This window comes from uncultured Desulfovibrio sp. (genome assembly GCF_910584445.1).
In the GTDB taxonomy this organism is placed as follows: Bacteria; Desulfobacterota; Desulfovibrionia; order Desulfovibrionales; family Desulfovibrionaceae; genus Desulfovibrio.
The window spans coordinates 16,479-33,671 of record NZ_CAJUBO010000020.1; the positions used below are offsets into that span (position 1 = coordinate 16,479).

The following is a 17,193-nucleotide window of genomic DNA, read 5'->3' on the forward strand; positions in this document are numbered from 1 at the left end:
GCCTGTCTTTGAGTCGGATAAGACTTGATTTGAGAAAAATCTCGGGAAAAATCCAAGTCTATTCTGACTTGTGACGCAAAAATGACTCACTTCCGGCTGGTGGCGCCGGCATGTCCGGCGCGCATGCCGTTGGCAAGGGCCTGTATGGCGCCCGCTGCCCGGCCGGAACAGCGTTTCTCCGGCGAATCAGCCCAGGCGGATGATCATGGCGCCGGCCATGACGAGGAGTATGGCCGTCACCCGCAGCGCGGTGAGCCGTTCGCCGAGGAAGAGGACGGCCATGATCATGCCGAAGATGACCGAGGTCTCCCGCAGGGCGGCCACAAGGGCGATGGGCGCGAGCGTCATGGCCCAGATGGCGATGCCGTAGGAACCCAGGCCGCACAGGCCGCCGGAAATGCCGGGCACGGCCCGGCGCCTGAGATAGTGAAGATAGTCACGACCGTAGCGGGCAAGGATATAGATATGGAGCGGAAAGATATTGAGGAAGAAGATCCAGCAGGTATAGCTCACGCTGTCGCCGGAAAGGCGCGCGCCATACCCGTCCGCCAGGGTGTAGCCCATGATGACGAAGGAAGTGCGCAGGGAGTACAGCACCCCTTTGAGGCTGCCCTTGTGGGCCAGCTTCTGTTCCAGGGCGAGAGTGAGGATGCCGGAACAGAGCAGGAGGACGCCGCCCCAGCCGGCGGCGCCGAGGGGCGCGCCGAGCAGGCAGAGGGCCAGGGCCGTGAGCATGGGGGCCGTGCCGCGCATGATGGTGTAGCCAAGGCTCAGGTCCGCCACGCGGTAGGCGGCCGCGATGCAGAGATAATAGGTGAGGTGACAGCAGCAGGACAGGGCAAGAAAGCCCCAGGCCGCGCGATCCGGGAGCGGAAGGAAGGGCAGGAGGAACATGGCGCCCAGGCCGCCGCCCAGAGCGTTCATGGCCGTTTCGTAGAGCTTGTTTTCGCCGCCCTTGACGATGATGTTCCAGGTGGCGTGCAGAAAGGCCGCGCCAAGCACAAGAAGGATGATCGAACCGGACATGCGTCCTCCGCGCGGAGATCCCGCGAAACCTGGAGCATTTTTCTGAGGAAAATATCTGCGGGGCAGATACCCCCCTCAGGGTCCGCTGCCGTCATTTCCCCGCAGAGCGGGCCAAGCGGCGGAAAGGCGTGATTTTCCGCCTTGTTGTGGAGCGGGCATCCGTTCCCGCAGCCGCAGCGCGTTTCCGCAATTTCCTTGCGAAAACGCGTTAGCCCCTGTCTTTTTCCCTGCGGGACGCGCCGCAGGCCAGGGCATAGGCGCCGCTCACGAAAATGGCGCCTCCCGCCACATTGCCCAGCGTCACAAAAAAAAGGTTTCCCGCCAGCGCCGGGAACGCCAGGGCGGCTTCCACGCCCCGGGGCAGCCCCGAGGCCGCAAGGGCAACAGGGTCGGCCGCCGCCAGCAGGCCCGCGCTCAGGTAGTACATATTGGCGACGGAATGTTCATAGCCGCTGGCAACGAAGATCCAGACGGGAAAAAAGAGCACAAAGGCCTTCTGGGCCGCGTTTTCCGCGCGGGCTGCCAGCCAGATGGCGAGGCAGACGAGCCAGTTGCAGAAAATGCCGAGCGTGAAGGCCTCCAGACAGCCGAGACCTGCCTTGGCCGAAGCCGTCCTGATGACGGCCGCCGCCACTGTGCCGCCGCCCGAGGAGAAGCTGCCGGAGACATGGAGCATGCCTGACACCACGAGCGCGCCCGCGAAATTGCCCGCATAGACGAGGAGCCAGTTGCGGAGCAGCTCCCCGCGCGTGACCAGCCCACGATGGACGGCATCCGGCATGAGGCAGTTGCCGGTGAAAAGCTCGCCGCCGCCCACAACGACCATGATCAGCCCCACGGGAAAGAGCAGGCCGGCCACGCAACGGCCCAGGCCATACGTCTCCGGCGCGGCGAGCAGGTTGCAGCTCGCCACGGTGGAAGCGAAGCCCGCAAGCGCGATATAGGCCCCGCCCAGCATGGCAAGCAGCCAGACCCGGCCCGCGGGGAGGTCCGCCTTGGCCCGCATGGCGTCGGCAATGGCGTCCCGCGTGGCGGAAAGCGAGGGGAAGCCCATGGATCAGGCCGCCGGATGTTGCCGGGCCGAACGGACCGTGTTTTTCATGAGCATGGCGATGGTCATGGGTCCGACCCCTCCCGGAACGGGCGTGATCATCCCCGCCACTTCGGCGGCGGCCGCGAACTCCACATCGCCCGAGAGGATGGGCTTGCCCGTCTTTTCGTTGAAGCCCACGCGGTTGACGCCCACATCGATGACGACGGCGCCGGGCTTGATCCATTCCGAGCGCACGAGACCGGGCACGCCGGCGGCCGCCACCAGCACATCGGCGCGGCGGCAGTGCGCGGCAAGGTCCCGTGTGCCTGTGTGCGTCAGCGTCACCGTGGCGTTGCCGCCGGGTCCTTTCTGCCCGAGCAGGACGGCCAGCGGCTTGCCCACAATGTTGGAGCGGCCCACGATCACCACCTCCGCCCCGTCGAGCCGCACGCCCGCGCGCATGAGCATCTCCCGGATGCCCGCCGGCGTGCAGGGCAGAAAGGCCGTCGCATCGCCCATGAGCAGTTTGCCGAGGTTGACGGGGTGGAACCCGTCCACATCCTTTTCCGGCGCGATGGCGTGGATGATGGTCCTTTCCTCCATATGCCGGGGCAGGGGAAGCTGGACAAGGATGCCATGGATGCGCGGGTCGGCGTTGTGGCGCTCGATGCACGCGAGCAGTTCCGCCTCATGGGCGGTGGCGGGCAGGGTCTCCTGCACTTCGTGGAAGCCCAGGGCGTGCGCGGTGGCGACCTTGCGGGTGACATAACTGACAGAGGCCGGATCCTCGCCCACCAGGATGGTGGCAAGTCCGGGAACCGTGCCGTGCGCGGCCCGCAGGGCCGCCACTTCCTCGCCCAGCTCGTCGAGGATGGCGCGGCTGAGCGCCGCGCCGTCAAGAATTTTTGCCGACATGGAATCGTTTCCGTTGCAAGAATGTACGGGAAATCCTCAGAAGATCCCCTTGACCTTTCCGGTTTCCGTATCCACATCCACCCGACGGAACGCCGGATTGGAGCCTGTGCCGGGCATGAGGGTGATCTTGCCGGAGACCGGCACCACGAAGCCCGCGCCGCCGTAAATGAGCACATCGCGGATCTTCAGGCGCCAGCCTCTGGGCGCGCCCTTGAGGGCCGGATCGTCGGAAAGGGAAAGGTGCGTCTTCACCATGCACAGGCCAAGCTCCCCGGCGTCGTCGCGCTTCTGGATGTTTTCCAGCCGGGTCTCGGCCTCGGCGGAGAAGTCCACGCCCTCCGCGCCGTAGATCTCGCGCGCCACAAGCTCGATGCGCTCCCTGAACGGCATCTTCCAGTCATACAGGGGCGTGAATTCGGTTTTTTCGTTACAGGCGTCCATGACGGCGTCGGCCAGTTCCAGGGCGCCCTCGCCGCCAAGTTCCCAGTGCCGGGAGAGCGCCACGCGCGCGCCGGCCGCTTCGCAGAGTTCGCGGACCCTGGCGATCTCGGCGTCGGTATCCGTGACAAAGGCATTGATGCAGACCACCGGGGAAACGCCGGACTTCTTGACGCTCCCGATATGGTGCAGCAGGTTGCAGCAACCGGCCTCCACAAAGCCCACATTTTCCTCGGAATATTCCCTGGGCAGCGGCCGCCCGGGCACGGGCGCGGGGGCGCCCCCGTGGCTCTTGAGCGCGCGCACGGTAGCCACGATGACGGCCGCGTCCGGCGTGAGGCCGCTGTAGTGGCACTTGAGGTTCCAGAATTTTTCATAGCCGATATCCGCGCCGAAGCCGGATTCCGTCACATGGTATTCGCTGAGCTTGAGTCCCACGCGGTCGGCGATGACCGAACTCTGGCCGATGGCGATATTGGCGAACGGCCCGGCGTGCACGAAGACGGGCTGGCCCTCGATGGTCTGGATGAGGTTGGGGTTGAGCGCCTCCACCATCCAGGCGGTCATGGCGCCGTCCACCTCAAGGTCCGCGGTGGTGACGGGTTTCCCGTCGCGGTCATAGGCCACGATGATCCTGCCCATGCGGCGGCGCATGTCGGCCAGGTCGCGGGCGACGGCAAGGATCGCCATGACCTCGCTGGAAACGGCGATGTCAAAGCGGGAGCGCATCATGAAGCCATCGGACCTGCCGTTCACGCCGTCGATGCCGATGATGACATTGCGCAGGGCCTGGCAGCAGAAATCCATGACCCAGCCCATGTTGACATTGGTGGGGTCGATGTTCAGGCGCGGCATTCGGGAAAGCGAAAGGAGCTTTTCGTCGGTATAGTTGCGCTCGTGCTGCATGCGCGCGGTGAGGGCCACCATGGCGAGATTGTGCGCGTTCATCACGGCGTTGATGTCGCCGGTGAAGCCGAGGGAATACTGGGTGAGCGGGATGCACTGGGACAGGCCGCCGCCGGCCGCGGAACCCTTGACCCCCATGGTGGGTCCTCCGGAAGGCTGGCGGATGGCCGCCGAAGCGCGCCTGCCCCGCCGGCCGAGGCCCTGCACCAGGCCGATGGTGGTGGTGGACTTGCCCTCGCCGAGCGGGGTGGGGGTGATGGCGGTGACATCCACATATTTGCCGTTGGGGCGGTCGCCCAGCCTGTCCAGGACCTTGCGGAAATCGACCTTGCCCATGAAGTGACCGTAGGGAAGCAGTTCGCTTTCCTCAAGGCCGAGATCCCGGCCGATCTGGTAGATCGTTTTCATGGTCTTTTCGGCTTCCTGGGCGATTTCCCAGTCGGCATGGCCTTTGGGGTCAAGCATGACGGTCTCCTTGGGTGGTTGCAGCGGGCGTGTCTTCCGGGTGGCCGGAGGCGGCAGGCTCATCCCCGGTGCCTCCGGCCGCGGAGCCTTGCTATATCTTTTCCAGCACATACTGCCGGCTGCCGAGGCCGATGGACTCGCCGTAGCTCAGCTGCACCTGGCCCTGCGTGTGCGGCCAGCGGGCCGTGAACTTGTCCGTTTTGGCGTTGGCGAGCTTGGGATCGAGGGCGGGCGCCTTGTTCACGAGGTCAAGGCAGGCCTGATCCAGCGCCACGGGGTCCGTGGAGGCCAGGATGCCGATGTCCGGCACGAGCGGCATGTCGCTCCAGCCCACGCAGTCGCAGTCCGGCGTGACGTTGAGCACGAAATTGATGTAGCAGATGCGCTTCTGGCGCCCCTTGACCACGCCGTAGGCGTATTCGGTCAGGCGCTCCATGAAGGGCACCATCTCCGCGCTCCAGTCGATGCTGATGGCCTTGCTGGGCTTGACCGGGCAGACGGTGATGCACTCGAAACAGCCGACGCAGCGGTCCACATCCACATGGCTCTTGCCGTCCACGAGGGTGAGCGCCTTTTGCGGACAGACCCTGACGCAGCGGCCGCAGCCGACGCAGAGGGAGGCGTCGATCCGGACATGGCGGCCGTGCTGGTCCTGCTTGCCCGCCACCGAGGCGCCGCCCATGGCGAGGTTCTTGATGGCCCCGCCGAAGCCGGCCATTTCGTGCCCCTTGAAGTGCGAAAGCACCACCATGGCGGGCGCGCGGCGGATGGCGGACGCGATGCGCACATCCCTGAAGTGCTTGCCGTTGATGCGTACGAGCACGTCCTCCTCGCCATAAAGTCCGTCGGCGATGATGACGGGCGCGCCCACGGTCTCCGGCGTGAACCCGTGGAGATAGGCGGTGTTGAGGTGGTCCACGGCGTTGTGCCGCGTGCCGGAATAGAGGGTCGTCGTATCGGTGAGGAAGGGCTTGCCCCCGGCGGCCTTGACCTTGTCCACGGCCACGCGCGCGAAGATGGGGTTGATGTGGGTATCGTTTCCGTATTCGCCGAAGTGGAGCTTGACCGCGGCAAGGTCATTGCGCTTGATGATCTTTTTCAACTGGAGAGCGTCGCACAGCCGCGCGACCTTGGCGCACTTGTTGTTCGCGAGCGAACGGCTGTTCATGCCGGCAAAGAAGACCGTGGATGCCATGGGTTCCTCCAGTATATGTTACAGTGTTGCAGTATATCAGTATATGTTGAGGTCATGAACGTTCCGGAAACGGCCCTACCAGCCCCGGCAGCGTGTCCAGACGTCCATCGTTTCGGCGCCCCGGCAGAGATGCACGGCATCGAAGCCCGAAGCCGTGGCGCAGGCGTGGACAGGCAGGATGCGAAGCGGCGTTCCCACGGGAAACGCCGGAGTGGCGCTCTTTGGCCGCGCGGTGATGACGCCGTGTTCCTGATTGGTCTCCGCCACGCGCAGACCGGCCAGGAGGGTGCCGTCTTCGGCGAGCACCAGGCCATAGCCGACATCGGCAAACCGTCCGGGAAGCCCGGCGTCGCGGGAAAGCGCCGTCCAGCCCGCGTCCGTCACGAGCGCGCCGTCGCTTTCGCGCCGCCCGATGACCGTGCAGAGCACCGACAGGGCGATGTCCTCCACGGCGCAGACGCCAAGCCCCGCCATGACAAGATCCTGCACCACATGGACGCCGGCCCGCACTTCCGTGAGGCCGGAAAAGTCCTGACAGAACAGGGCCGTGGGCGTGGAACCCACGCTGACCACCGGGCAGGCGTGCCCGGCCGCGCGCAGGGCGCTGGCGGCGGCCACGGCGGCGCTCCGTTCCTGTTCGGCCAGGGCCGCAAAGGCCCGCGCCGAAGGCGCGGCCAGGTCATAGGCCGAACCGGCATGGGTGAGCACCCCGGCCACATGCTGGCCGTGGGCCGCAAGCACGCCCGCCGCCTCCCCAAGGCCGGCGCTCTCCGGGGAAAGCCCCGAGCGGTGTCCGTCGCAGTCGATCTCCAGCAGGACATCGAACGCGTGGTCCCGGGCTTCGCCAAAGGCCGCCAGCGCCCGCGCTGCCTCCGCGCTGTCGAGCAGGAGGGAGAGCTTCACCCCGCGGCGGCGCAGGGCCAGGGCGCGCTCGAATTTGCAGGGAACAATGCCCACGGCATAGCAGATGTCATGGACCCCACCGTCCGCGAACCACTCCGCCTCCGCAAGGGTGGAGACGGCGACTGGCCCATGGGGCGCGGTCATGGCGCGCCGGGCGGCCTCCACGCATTTCAGGGTCTTGGCGTGCAGGCGGAAGCCGACGCCATGCGCGGCAAGGCGCGTCGAAAGACGACGGATATTGCGCTCCATGCGGGCATCGTCCAGCAGGAGCGCCGGTGTGGGCAGATCCCTGATTCGCACTGCGGCCTCCACGCACCGCCTACAGCAAAAGCGGCACGCTGTAAACCTGCCGGGAGAAGCGGGCGGGGCTTTTATTCCGCGCGGGCTTTTGCTAGACTCAGCGCATCGCGAATCGCTCCCGATTGCCGGGAGCAGCCGGGGAGGCGGCATGCAGACCATCATCATGTGCGGCGGCAAGGGCACGCGCCTGCGCGAGGAAACAGCGGTCAAACCCAAGCCCATGGTGGAGATCGGCGGCCGTCCCGTGCTCTGGCATATCATGTCCATCTACGCCCGTTTCGGCTACAGGGATTTTGTCCTGCCGCTGGGGTACAAGGGCGAGGTCATCAAGCAGTATTTCCACGACTACCGCAGCCGCAACGCGGACTTCACCGTGGAACTCAAAACCGGCGACATCACGGTCCATCCCTGCCCCATGGAAGACTGGCGCGTCACCCTGTGCGACACCGGGCAGGAGACCCTCAAGGGCGGCCGCCTCAAGCGCGTTGCCCGCTATATCGAGGGCGACCGCTTCATGGTCACCTACGGCGACGGCGTGGCGGACATCGACATCGACCGTCTCCTGGAATTTCACAAGAAGTCCGGCACCATAGGAACATTCACCGGCGTGCGCATGCCCTCACGCTTCGGCACGGTGCGTACCGGGGAGGACGGCAAAATCATTTCGTGGGAAGAAAAGCCCGTGCTCAACGAGTATATCAACTGCGGCTTTTTCGTCTTTGAGCGCGCCTTTCTCGACTATCTCTCCGAGGACGAGGGCTGCGACCTGGAAAAGGAACCCCTCCAGCGACTGGCGGCGGAAGGGCAGCTTTCCATGTATCCGCACCCCGGCGAATGGCAGTGCATGGATACCCTGCGCGACGCCATCCACCTCAACCGGCTCTGGGACAGCGGCCAGGCCTTCTGGGCCTGAGCCGGACGCGCCCTCAACGGGAACCGCCCTTCAGACAAGGATGCATCATGTTCGCTGACACCTACGCGGGGCGCCGGGTCTTCCTCACCGGGCATACGGGTTTCAAGGGTTCCTGGCTCTCGGCGTGGCTGCTCGCGCTTGGCGCGCGCGCGGCCGGGTTTTCCCTTGGCGTGCCCACCACGCCTTCGCATTTCGAGGCTCTGGGCCTTGCCGCGCGCATGGACGACCTGCGCGGCGACATCCGCGATCGGGCGGCCGTCACCGCCGCCATGCGGGCCTTCGCGCCCGAGGTGGTCTTCCATCTGGCGGCCCAGGCCCTGGTGCGCCGTTCGTATGAGGACCCGGCCGGCACCATCGAGTCCAACGCCCTGGGCACCATGAACGTCCTTGAGGCCGTGCGCGCCTGTCCGTCGGTCAGGGCCGTGGTGGTCATTACGTCGGACAAGTGCTACCGCAACGACGAATGGGTGTGGGGCTACCGCGAGACCGACCATCTGGGCGGCGCCGATCCCTATTCCGCCTCCAAGGGGTGCGCGGAGATCATCGCCCATTCGTATTTCCAGAGCTTTTTCGCGCAGGGACCGGCCTGCGCCACGGTGCGCGCGGGCAACGTCATCGGCGGCGGCGACTGGGCGGCGGACCGCATCGTGCCGGACTGCGCCCGCGCCTGGGCGGCGCAGACGCCCGTGTCCATCCGCAGCCCGTGGGCGACACGGCCGTGGCAGCATGTTCTGGAGCCGCTTTCCGGCTACCTCTGGCTGGGCGCGCGTCTGCTCGACACCAATGCCGGGCTGCCCGCCGGAGCGACGGCGTCCTTTGATCCGCGCGGGCAGGCCTACAATTTCGGACCCGCCGCGGACGTGAACAACACCGTGGCCGAGGTGGTGGAAGCGCTGGCCCTGCACTGGCCCGGCTTCCGCAGCGAAATGGACGCGGCCGGGCAGGCGGGCAGGAAGGAATGCACGCTGCTCAAGCTCTGCTGCGACAAGTCCCTGGCGGAGCTTTCCTGGAAGGCGACCCTCAATTTTGAGGAAACCATCCGCTATACCGCCGAATGGTATTCCCGGTACTACACTGGCGGCGCGACGCCGGCGGGCATGTGGGACTATACCCAGGGGCAGATCACGGCCTATGCGGGCGCGGCCGCCCAGCGCGGCCTTGTCTGGGCGCGGTGAGGGCGCGGCATGGAAGGGCCTGTCATCCCCACGGGCATCGACGGCGCGCTTTTCCAGCCGCTGAAGGTCATTGCCGCGCCGGGCGGTCCTGTCCTGCACATGCTGCGGGCCGGGGCGCCGCTGTTGCCGGATTTTTCCAGCGGCTTCGGCGAGATCTATTTTTCCGAGGTGGAACCGGGCGCGGTCAAGGCCTGGAAGCGGCATACGCGCCAGACCCAGCTTTTCGCCGTTCCCGCGGGGCGCTTGCGTATCGTCCTCTATGACGGGCGCCCCGCATCGCCCAGCAGGGGGAGGCTCGTCGAGCGCCGGCTCGGCCGTCCGGATGACTACGGCCTGCTCCGCATCCCGCCCCTCGTCTGGTACGGCTTCATGGCCGAGGGGGAGAGTCCTGCCCTGATCTGCAACTGCGCGGACATCCCGCACGACCCGGAGGAGGGCGAACGTCTGCCCTTCGATGCCGCCGCCATTCCCTATGTCTGGCCCTCGCCGGGGGGCGCCGCGTCGCGCTGAGCCTTTTGCGCGCGCCTTGGCGCGCCCCATTCCGAGACGAGCAGCCCCGTCAGGGCCAGGACCATGCCCGCGCCTGAAAGGCAGGTCACACGCTCGTGGAGCACGGCGATGGAGGTCAGCACCGTGACCACCGGCACAAGATAGATGTAGAGCGCGGCCCTGACCGCGCCCAGGCGGCGCACGCTGAACGTCCAGCTGACAAAGCAGAGCGCCGACGCGCACAGGCCGAGGAAGAGCAGGTTGGCGACATTGACCGGGCGGAGGAGAACCTCCGGCCGGAGGGAAACGTCCGCCAGCGGCAGAATGGGCAGCATGCAGACAAGACCGTAGAAAAAGATGCGCCGCGTGGCGCGCAGGCTGCCATAGCCCCGCGCCGCCAGCATCCGCACCAGGATGGAATAGACCGCCCAGGAAAGGGCCGCCAGCAGGGCAAGGCCGTCCCCCGCCGGGTTGAGCGCAAACTCGCTGCCGCTGCGGCTGATGCAGGCGATGCCGGTGATGGCTACGACGAAACCGGCCATGAACGCGCCGCCCGGGCGCGCGTCCCCGAGAAGGCGCCAGGCGAGCAGCGCCGTGAAAAACGGGGCCACGGCCACGATGACGCCCACGTTGGAGGCGAAGGTCAGGGTCAGGGCCATGTTTTCCAGAAGGAAATAGAGGGTCACGCCGGAAAGCCCGGCCAGGGCGAAGAGAAGCTCGTCCCTGCGGTTCCTGACGGCGAGCGCATGCGGGCAGACCAGCCAGAGGGCTGCCCAGCCGAGCAGGAAGCGCAAAAGCAGGATCTCCACCGGCGTGAAGTCCGCCAGCAGCACCTTGGTGGAAATGAAGGTCACCCCCCAGACGACGATGGTCGCCAGGGCCACGAGGTGCCCCACTGCCCGTCCTGATGCGCGGGTGCCGTTCATGGCCGCCTCCGGCAGGCGCCGGGCGTGACGCCAAGGCGCGCCCTGAACGCCCGCGCCAGATGGCACTGATCCGCAAAACCCGCCTCAAGCGCTGCCTCTGCCGGGGGAAGGCCCTGCTCCAGAAGCTCCTGGGCGCGATTGACGCGCGCGCTTTCCAGGTACCGGTAGGGCGTGGCGCCGGTCATCCGGGCAAAGGCCCGGATGAGCCGGAACTTGCCCATGCGGGCGAGGCTTGCCATATCCTCCAGCGTGAGCCGGTCTGCGGCATGGCTTTCCAGATGGAGGCGGAGCGTTTCGAGAGCGGGGTCCGGGGCGTGTGGGCCGGGTGCGGGGGAGACGGTGTTTTCGCGGCGCTGCACGGATATTCCAAGGTGATGCAGGGCCGTGAAGAGGCGCATCCGCTTGCAGGCGGCCGGCGCCGTTCCGCCCAGGAGCGCGTGGGCGGCGAGGAGTTCGTCGATGACGTCCCCTCCCGCGTGGACAGGTCCCGCCGGCTGCGGCGCGCCGGCGACTGCCCGGGAGAGCGCGGCGGCCGCGCCGCCGGTCCGGAAATGGAAGCCGCGCCAGACAAAGGGCGCGGGACCCGCCGGAGCGCAGGCATGCACCTCGCCGGGCCGGAAAATGACCACATCGCCCGTGGCGGCAAGGTATTCGCGACCCTGCACGAAAAGGTGCCGTCGCCCGGAAAGGACGCAGCCCAGCACCCAGGCATGGTGAAAGTGCGGCGCAAAGGCGCGGGCATGGAGACGGAAGCTGAAGGCATCCGCATCCAGATCCCGGTCATGGGCAATGTCGGTGTGTTCCGCAGGCATGGGCGCTCCCTCGTGCGGCCAGTCTGCCTGCTTTGCCGCGTCCTGTCTTGTACCATATTGCGGCATGCGCCGCGCGGGTTTTAGGAACGGGAGCGGGCGCGCCCCAGCTCCATGAGCCGTTCCAGCAGTTGCGCGAAAGAAAGGCCCGCGGCGGCCGCTTCCTGCGGCACAAGGCTTGTGGCGGTCATGCCGGGCAGGGTATTGACCTCCAGCAGGGTGAGGCTGTCATCGGCGCCGAGGATGAAGTCCGTCCGGCTGTAGCCCGAAAGGCCCAAGGCCCTGTGTGCCTCCAGCGCCAGCTTCTGCGCGCGGGCCGTCGCCTCCGGGGTGATGGGCGCGGGGCACAGTTCGCGCGCGCCGCCCTTGGCGTACTTGCTTTCGTAATCGAAGAAGCTCCCCGCCAGCGGCTCGATGAGGAGCGGGGGCAGGGCTTCGTCGCCGAGAACGGCGCAGGTGAGTTCGCGGCCGGGCAGTTCGGTTTCCAGCAGCGCCGCGTCCCCGGCGGTGAAGATGGCGGCAAGGGCCTTGTCCAGTTCGTCCCGGTTTTCCGCGCGGCCAAGCCGCAACGACGAGCCGCCGGTATTGCTCTTGACAAAGAGCGGGTAGGGCAGGCGGGGGTGCCAGTCCGCCGGGGGCGGCAGGGGCAGAAATTCCCAATCGGCCGTGGGCAGCCCAGCCTGGCGAAAAATCTGTTTGGCCGCCGCCTTGTTCAGCGCCAGGAACGATCCCGCCGGTCCGGCGCCCTGATAGGGGCAGCCGGCGGCATCCAGCAGCGCCTGGACAAGGCCGTCCTCACCGGGCGCTCCGTGCAGTCCGATAAAGGCGAAGTCGTGCCGCCGCGCCTCTTCCATGAGGCGATCAAAACCGGAGAGCAGGTCAAAAAACGTGACATCGTGCCCCGCATCGCGCAGGACGCCTTCGACGATGCGGGAACTGTTCAGCGAAACATCGCGCTCAGTGGACCAGCCCCCGGCAATCAAAAGGATCTTCATGAAGCTTCCATCCAAGTTGCGCCGAGAGGGCGCGTTCAATGGTCACGGCCTGCTCGTGGGCGGCCCGGATGCCGTCACGGGCGCCGGCATCGCGTCCGTAGCGGGTGAGCAGGTCCTCAAACCGTTCCTCAAGGGTCACGCAGGCATCGTGGCGCACGCGCTTGTCGGCATAGATGACAAAGAACGGGAGCGAGCAGATGCCCGGACCGTGCGGTACCGCCCACGGCCAGTGCACATGGAGCAGGACGCCGCGGGCGATGTCGTAATGGCGTGTTTCGGCCAGCACCCACGATGCGCCAAGCTGGGCGTGGCTGCCGCCGTGGAGCAGACAGTAGGTTTTTGCCAGATCGTGCAGCAGTGCCGCCGCGCGCACGGACCCGACATGGACGGGCTGCCCCAGGTCCGCCGCGCGCCGGGCAAGCTCGGTGGCGATATGCGCCACCATGTGCGAATGGCGTTCCACATTGGGGAGCATGGCGTATTTGCGCCAGAGCGCAAGGCACGCGGCATCATCCGGTGGCGGAGGCAGGCCGGCAGCGGCGTTCGCGGCAAGGCCCGGAAGCTCCGGCAGGCGGGAAAAGGGATGCCCTTCGCTTTTGGGGCACTGGTGGCGTGGATGCTCCGGCGCATGCATGGACGCGACTCTACCCTCGATGCCGCGTGCTGGCAAGCGGCCTGAGCGGATGTTGGCCTCCCCTTGGCGGCCGGGCGCGATACGGGTATGCTCCGCACCGGAGGAGCCGTGCCGCGGTATCCTCTGGAGCAACTTTCAGGGTGTCCCCGGAGGATCCATGGCCGTCATCCCGCACCGAATCCGGAACGTTCTGACCTGGGCCGTGGCCGTGCTCGTGCCCGTGGCCTATCTTGTCCTCTATACGCCGTACGGCATGGATACCACGGATTTCGGCTATTTTTACGGCTATGCCTGGCGCATTCTCGACGGACAGATGCCGTACCGGGATTTTTCCTATATCAAGCCCGCCCTTCCGCTGTACTGGCATGCCTTCTGGCTCTGGCTCACACCGGAGAATCTTGGCGTGCTGGCGGGCAAGGCCGGTTTTCTGGCGACCATGCTCGCGGCATCCTGGTGCGCCGCCGCGTATCTCGGGCGCATTTTCCGTCTGGATGCCCTGGGCCTGTCCCTGCCGCTGCTTGCCACCTGCGGCTTTGTCTGGGGCGTGCATTCCTTTCCCCATATGCCCTGGCACACGGCGGACGGCGTGCTTTTCGCCGGGGGGGCGCTGCTGGCGGGAGCGTCCGGCTGGCCGCTGGTTGCGGGCCTGCTTGCGGGCTGTGCCATGCTCTGCAAGCAGTCCTTTCTGCTGGTGCCCCCGGCGGTGCTGGCGCTCGTTTGGCTTGAGCGCGCTTCCGGCCGTCAGGCGCTCCGTTGCCTCGCCGGCTGGCTTGGGGCGCTGGCGGCGGCCTGGCTCTTCCTCCGGGCCGGGGGCGCGCTGGCAGCGTTCTCGCGCATGACCACGGGCCAGCTCGACATCCGCGAGGCGCTGGATGCGGGCATCTGTATCTATTTTCGCCAGAACTGGCTTTTTCCCCTCATTGCCGTGGCGCCGTGGCTCGTGGCCCGGGCCGCCGGCAGGCGACTTCCGGCGTGGCTGTTCCCGGCCTATGTGTATCTGGCCCTCCTGACGGTCTGGTATGTGCGCGAGGTCCTGATAAAGGAAGGCTGGATCGGCTACGGGATATCCTGGCCGACGCTCTTCATGGTGCTCGGCGGGGTGTGCGTGCTCTTTCCCCGCGTCTTTCTCCTGCGCTGGCTGCGCGACGCGCAGAGTCCCCTGCCCCGTCTGCGGGCGTCTGTGGGCCTTGGCGCCGGGCTGGTGGCCGCCTGGTCGGTAGCCATCAGCGGCGGCTACAAGATCCCGGCCTTTTTCGCCGTGCCGCTGTTGTTTTCCTTTTTCGCCGTCCATGCGCGTCTGGGCGGCGGGACGCGGCCCCTTGCCTGGGCGGCCCTGGCGGCCGGACTCGTCATGTTCGGCACCGGGTACCAGTATCCCTACGTCTTCCCCGAGCGGCCCATGCCGCGCGCATCATTGACCCATGACGCGGGCGGCGTCTATCCCCGGGCAACGGGCGTCATGGTGGACGCGGACATGCTTGGCCGTCTTGCCGAACTCAAGGCCCTGCGCGCAAAATACGGTCCCGCCTACAAGACCCTGCCCGGTTTTTCCTTTGCCTACTACCTCAACGGCGACAAGCCCGTGTATGGGTCGGACTGGCTCATCGACTGGGAGATCAACGGCGAGGTGGACCGCCTGTATCAGGAGTTGCTGGACAAAAAGCTCACGGTCTTTATGGAACGTGACCAGATGGACGCCGAACGGGCCGATGCCTATGACCGCGCGGGCTACGGCGTGCCCCAGCGGGTGCGCCGGCACTGGCGCGTCGTGGAGGAAACGCCGCATTTCGTCGTCTTTCAGCCGCCGTCCGGCGCGGAGGAACGCATGCCGGGCGTTGTGGGGGGCAACACGGGCGGCGCACCCGGCGCCGTTCCCGCACGGAAGTGAAGAGACGCCCGGCGGCGAACGCGTCGCGGGAGGCGAGCCTTGCCACCCGATGCCCCGGACGGTAGACTGCGGATATTCCGCCAGCACGCGAAGCGACGTGTTTGCCCCGAGGTTGCGCCATGCCGCCGTTTTCCAATACCAGCGAAAGTACGCGCCTGATTCTCGACAGCCTGCCCATGGGCGTGCTCTTCTGTGACAGGGAGGGCATCATCCGCTTCGTCAACAAGGCGTATGCGGACCTGCTCGGGCAGGCTCCCGATGCGCTGCTGGGTCGGGACATCACGGACGTCATCCCCCATTCCCGCGCTCAGGTGGTCATGCGGGAAGACCGCCCCGAAATGGGCGAACTGTGCCAGCTCGGGCCGGGGAGCGTCCAGCCCGTGGTGGTCAACCGCATTCCGGTGCGCGACAGTCTCGGCCAGGTGGCGGGCATGGTATCGCAGGCGCTGTTCAACGATCCGCAGGAACTCCAGCGCCTTTCCGCCAAGATCGAACGCCTTGACCGCAAGATCAATCATTACAAGCGGCGTATCCAGGCGAGCCTTGCGCCGCAGTACAGCCTGTCGAGCATCCTTGGTGAAAGCGCGGTCATGCGCCGGCTCAAGCGGCAGGCGCAAAACTATGCGCGGCTGGACGAGCCTGTGCTCATCCTCGGCGCCACAGGCGCGGGCAAGGAACTCTTCGCCCACGCGCTCCATGCCGAAAGCCCCCGCGCCGAAGGGCCGCTTGTCTGCATCAACTGTGCGGCCATCCCCAAGGATCTGTTTGAGTCGGAGCTTTTCGGCTATGCGCGGGGGGCCTTTTCCGGCGCGCGGCAAGACGGCAAGATCGGACAGATCGAGCTGGCGGACAAGGGGACGCTGTTTCTGGATGAGATCGGGGAAATGCCGCCGGAGATCCAGGCCAAGCTCCTGCGCGTGCTGGAAAGCAGGAGCGTCTGCCGCGTGGGTTCCGTCACGGCCCATACCGTTGATTTCCGCCTGGTGGCGGCCACGAACCGGCATATGGCGGCCATGCTCCATGCCGGGTCTTTCCGCGAGGATCTGTATTACCGCATCAATACCTTTGTGCTGGAGATCCCGCCATTGCGCGACCGCGCGGAAGATATCCTGCTGATTGCCCGGCATACGCTGGCGCGCATGGGGCTTGAGCAGACGCGGTTTTCCGCCAGGGCCGAGGCCGCCATGCGGGCCTTTTCCTGGCCGGGCAATGTGCGCCAGCTGCACAATGCCGTGGTGCATGCGGCCACCATGCGGCAAGGGGATGTCATCGAGGTGGAGGACTTTCCGCCTGAGACCCTGCCTGCCATGACAGCGCGGGAAAACGCCGGGGGAAATGGCGGCGTTGCGGCGCCCACGCGTCATGACGGGGGCGTCCGCGTGCCGTCCGGCACGGAGATCGAACTCCATGGCATCATGGCGGATGCGGAGGCTGTCGCCATCCGGCAGGCGCTCGCCGCCCATGGCGGGAATGTGGCGGCCACAGCGCGCATCCTGGGCATCGCCCGGGCCACGCTGTACACCAAGCTTGCCAGGTACGGCATCGTTCCCCACAGGGAAGGCACGCCTCGTCCCCCGGGCGACTGAACACGGGAAGGCTTTTTTCGATTTTTTGGACGATCCGGGAAGAAAGAACCGTATTTCGCACCTGAAATGATTTGCAGAGCAATGTATTGAACTTACAAGTTTTTTTCTTCAGGGAAGGGGATTGCGTGCGCCGGTGGCGAATGCTTGACAATGATTTGCGAAATTTTTACTCTCCCCCGACGGCATTTCTGGAGAGGTGTCCGAGTCGGCCGAAGGAGCTCGCCTGCTAAGCGAGTATACGGGCTTAAACCTGTATCGAGGGTTCAAATCCCTCCCTCTCCGCCAGAATTTTGTGCAAAAAGCACCAGCGAAGGCCGGGAATCGTTTGTTTTCAACGATTCCCGGCCTTCGTTTTGTCCAATGACGGGTAACAAGAACAAAGAAAAACCGCCTTTTGTCTGTCAACTTTCAGCGTATGCTTCCGGAATCAGGTTCCCCATATGCATTTCTGCGGCCCGGCACTCTGGTCTAGGGCAAATGGCAGAAATCAACAGGCACACTGTCGATGTGTTGTTGAAATCAATATAGGAAATAGCAAATTTGGGCAAGATTTCATGAGAAACTAAAATTTCCCGGTATTCTCAAATTTATGATAAC

15 protein-coding genes and 1 tRNA gene are annotated in these 17,193 nt (G+C 66.0%); 6 read left to right on the forward strand and 10 right to left on the reverse strand.

Annotation, left to right across the window (positions count from 1 at the left end; translation table 11 throughout):
- Positions 1 to 186 precede the first annotated feature (186 nt).
- The 6 genes from QZ294_RS09285 to QZ294_RS09310 form a co-directional block, all read right to left on the reverse strand.
- Positions 187 to 1,026, reverse strand: coding sequence for a DMT family transporter (locus tag QZ294_RS09285; protein WP_297049328.1), 840 nt, complete (start codon positions 1,024 to 1,026; stop codon positions 187 to 189).
- A 208-nt stretch (positions 1,027 to 1,234) separates the two neighbouring features.
- Complete coding sequence (locus QZ294_RS09290; RefSeq protein WP_297049331.1) at positions 1,235 to 2,080, reverse strand: formate/nitrite transporter family protein; 846 nt, start codon at positions 2,078 to 2,080, stop codon at positions 1,235 to 1,237.
- Between the two features lie 3 nt (positions 2,081 to 2,083).
- Positions 2,084 to 2,974, reverse strand: a complete 891-nt coding sequence (locus tag QZ294_RS09295) for a bifunctional 5,10-methylenetetrahydrofolate dehydrogenase/5,10-methenyltetrahydrofolate cyclohydrolase (protein WP_297049334.1) — start codon at positions 2,972 to 2,974, stop codon at positions 2,084 to 2,086.
- Between the two features lie 36 nt (positions 2,975 to 3,010).
- Positions 3,011 to 4,783: a formate--tetrahydrofolate ligase gene (locus QZ294_RS09300; protein WP_297049336.1), complete on the reverse strand. Its 1,773-nt coding sequence runs from the start codon at positions 4,781 to 4,783 to the stop codon at positions 3,011 to 3,013.
- Between the two features lie 91 nt (positions 4,784 to 4,874).
- The gene (locus QZ294_RS09305) at positions 4,875 to 5,978 is read right to left on the reverse strand and encodes a DUF362 domain-containing protein (RefSeq protein ID WP_297049339.1); all 1,104 of its coding nucleotides are present in this window, start codon (positions 5,976 to 5,978) and stop codon (positions 4,875 to 4,877) included.
- Positions 5,979 to 6,053: 75 nt separating this feature from the next.
- Complete coding sequence (locus tag QZ294_RS09310) at positions 6,054 to 7,181, reverse strand: alanine racemase (RefSeq protein ID WP_297049342.1); 1,128 nt, start codon at positions 7,179 to 7,181, stop codon at positions 6,054 to 6,056.
- Between the two features lie 148 nt (positions 7,182 to 7,329).
- On the opposite strand from QZ294_RS09310, the gene rfbF reads away from it, so the two are divergent.
- From rfbF to QZ294_RS09325, 3 genes are read left to right on the forward strand one after another with little or no spacing between them, the layout of a single operon-like run.
- Entirely contained in the window at positions 7,330 to 8,094 is a 765-nt protein-coding gene (gene rfbF / locus QZ294_RS09315; protein WP_297049345.1) for a glucose-1-phosphate cytidylyltransferase, read from the forward strand.
- A 47-nt stretch (positions 8,095 to 8,141) separates the two neighbouring features.
- On the forward strand, positions 8,142 to 9,269 hold the full coding sequence (gene rfbG, locus QZ294_RS09320) for a CDP-glucose 4,6-dehydratase (protein ID WP_297049347.1): 1,128 nt from the start codon (positions 8,142 to 8,144) through the stop codon (positions 9,267 to 9,269).
- A 9-nt stretch (positions 9,270 to 9,278) separates the two neighbouring features.
- Positions 9,279 to 9,779, forward strand: coding sequence for a dTDP-4-dehydrorhamnose 3,5-epimerase (locus tag QZ294_RS09325; RefSeq protein ID WP_297049350.1), 501 nt, complete (start codon positions 9,279 to 9,281; stop codon positions 9,777 to 9,779).
- On the opposite strand, the gene QZ294_RS09330 is transcribed toward QZ294_RS09325, so the two are convergent.
- The 4 genes from QZ294_RS09330 to QZ294_RS09345 all read right to left on the reverse strand — a co-directional run bounded on the left by QZ294_RS09330 (position 9,740) and on the right by QZ294_RS09345 (position 13,122).
- The gene (locus QZ294_RS09330) at positions 9,740 to 10,684 is read right to left on the reverse strand and encodes a DMT family transporter (RefSeq protein ID WP_297049353.1); all 945 of its coding nucleotides are present in this window, start codon (positions 10,682 to 10,684) and stop codon (positions 9,740 to 9,742) included. The genes QZ294_RS09325 and QZ294_RS09330 overlap by 40 nt on opposite strands.
- The gene (locus QZ294_RS09335) at positions 10,681 to 11,496 is read right to left on the reverse strand and encodes an AraC family transcriptional regulator (protein WP_297049357.1); all 816 of its coding nucleotides are present in this window, start codon (positions 11,494 to 11,496) and stop codon (positions 10,681 to 10,683) included. The genes QZ294_RS09330 and QZ294_RS09335 overlap by 4 nt, the downstream gene beginning before the upstream one ends.
- 80 nt (positions 11,497 to 11,576) lie before the next feature.
- Complete coding sequence (locus QZ294_RS09340) at positions 11,577 to 12,488, reverse strand: D-alanine--D-alanine ligase (protein ID WP_297049360.1); 912 nt, start codon at positions 12,486 to 12,488, stop codon at positions 11,577 to 11,579.
- On the reverse strand, positions 12,451 to 13,122 hold the full coding sequence (locus QZ294_RS09345) for an HDIG domain-containing metalloprotein (protein WP_297049362.1): 672 nt from the start codon (positions 13,120 to 13,122) through the stop codon (positions 12,451 to 12,453). Before QZ294_RS09345 ends, QZ294_RS09340 begins: the two co-directional genes overlap by 38 nt.
- Positions 13,123 to 13,279: 157 nt before the next feature.
- Between QZ294_RS09345 and QZ294_RS09350 the strand changes: the two genes are divergently transcribed.
- The 3 genes from QZ294_RS09350 (at position 13,280) to QZ294_RS09360 (ending at position 16,881) form a co-directional block, all read left to right on the forward strand.
- Positions 13,280 to 15,010, forward strand: coding sequence for a hypothetical protein (locus QZ294_RS09350; protein ID WP_297049365.1), 1,731 nt, complete (start codon positions 13,280 to 13,282; stop codon positions 15,008 to 15,010).
- A gap of 119 nt (positions 15,011 to 15,129) precedes the next feature.
- Complete coding sequence (locus QZ294_RS09355; protein ID WP_297049367.1) at positions 15,130 to 16,596, forward strand: sigma 54-interacting transcriptional regulator; 1,467 nt, start codon at positions 15,130 to 15,132, stop codon at positions 16,594 to 16,596.
- Between the two features lie 190 nt (positions 16,597 to 16,786).
- A tRNA-Ser gene (locus QZ294_RS09360) sits at positions 16,787 to 16,881 on the forward strand.
- Positions 16,882 to 17,193: the final 312 nt, after the last annotated feature.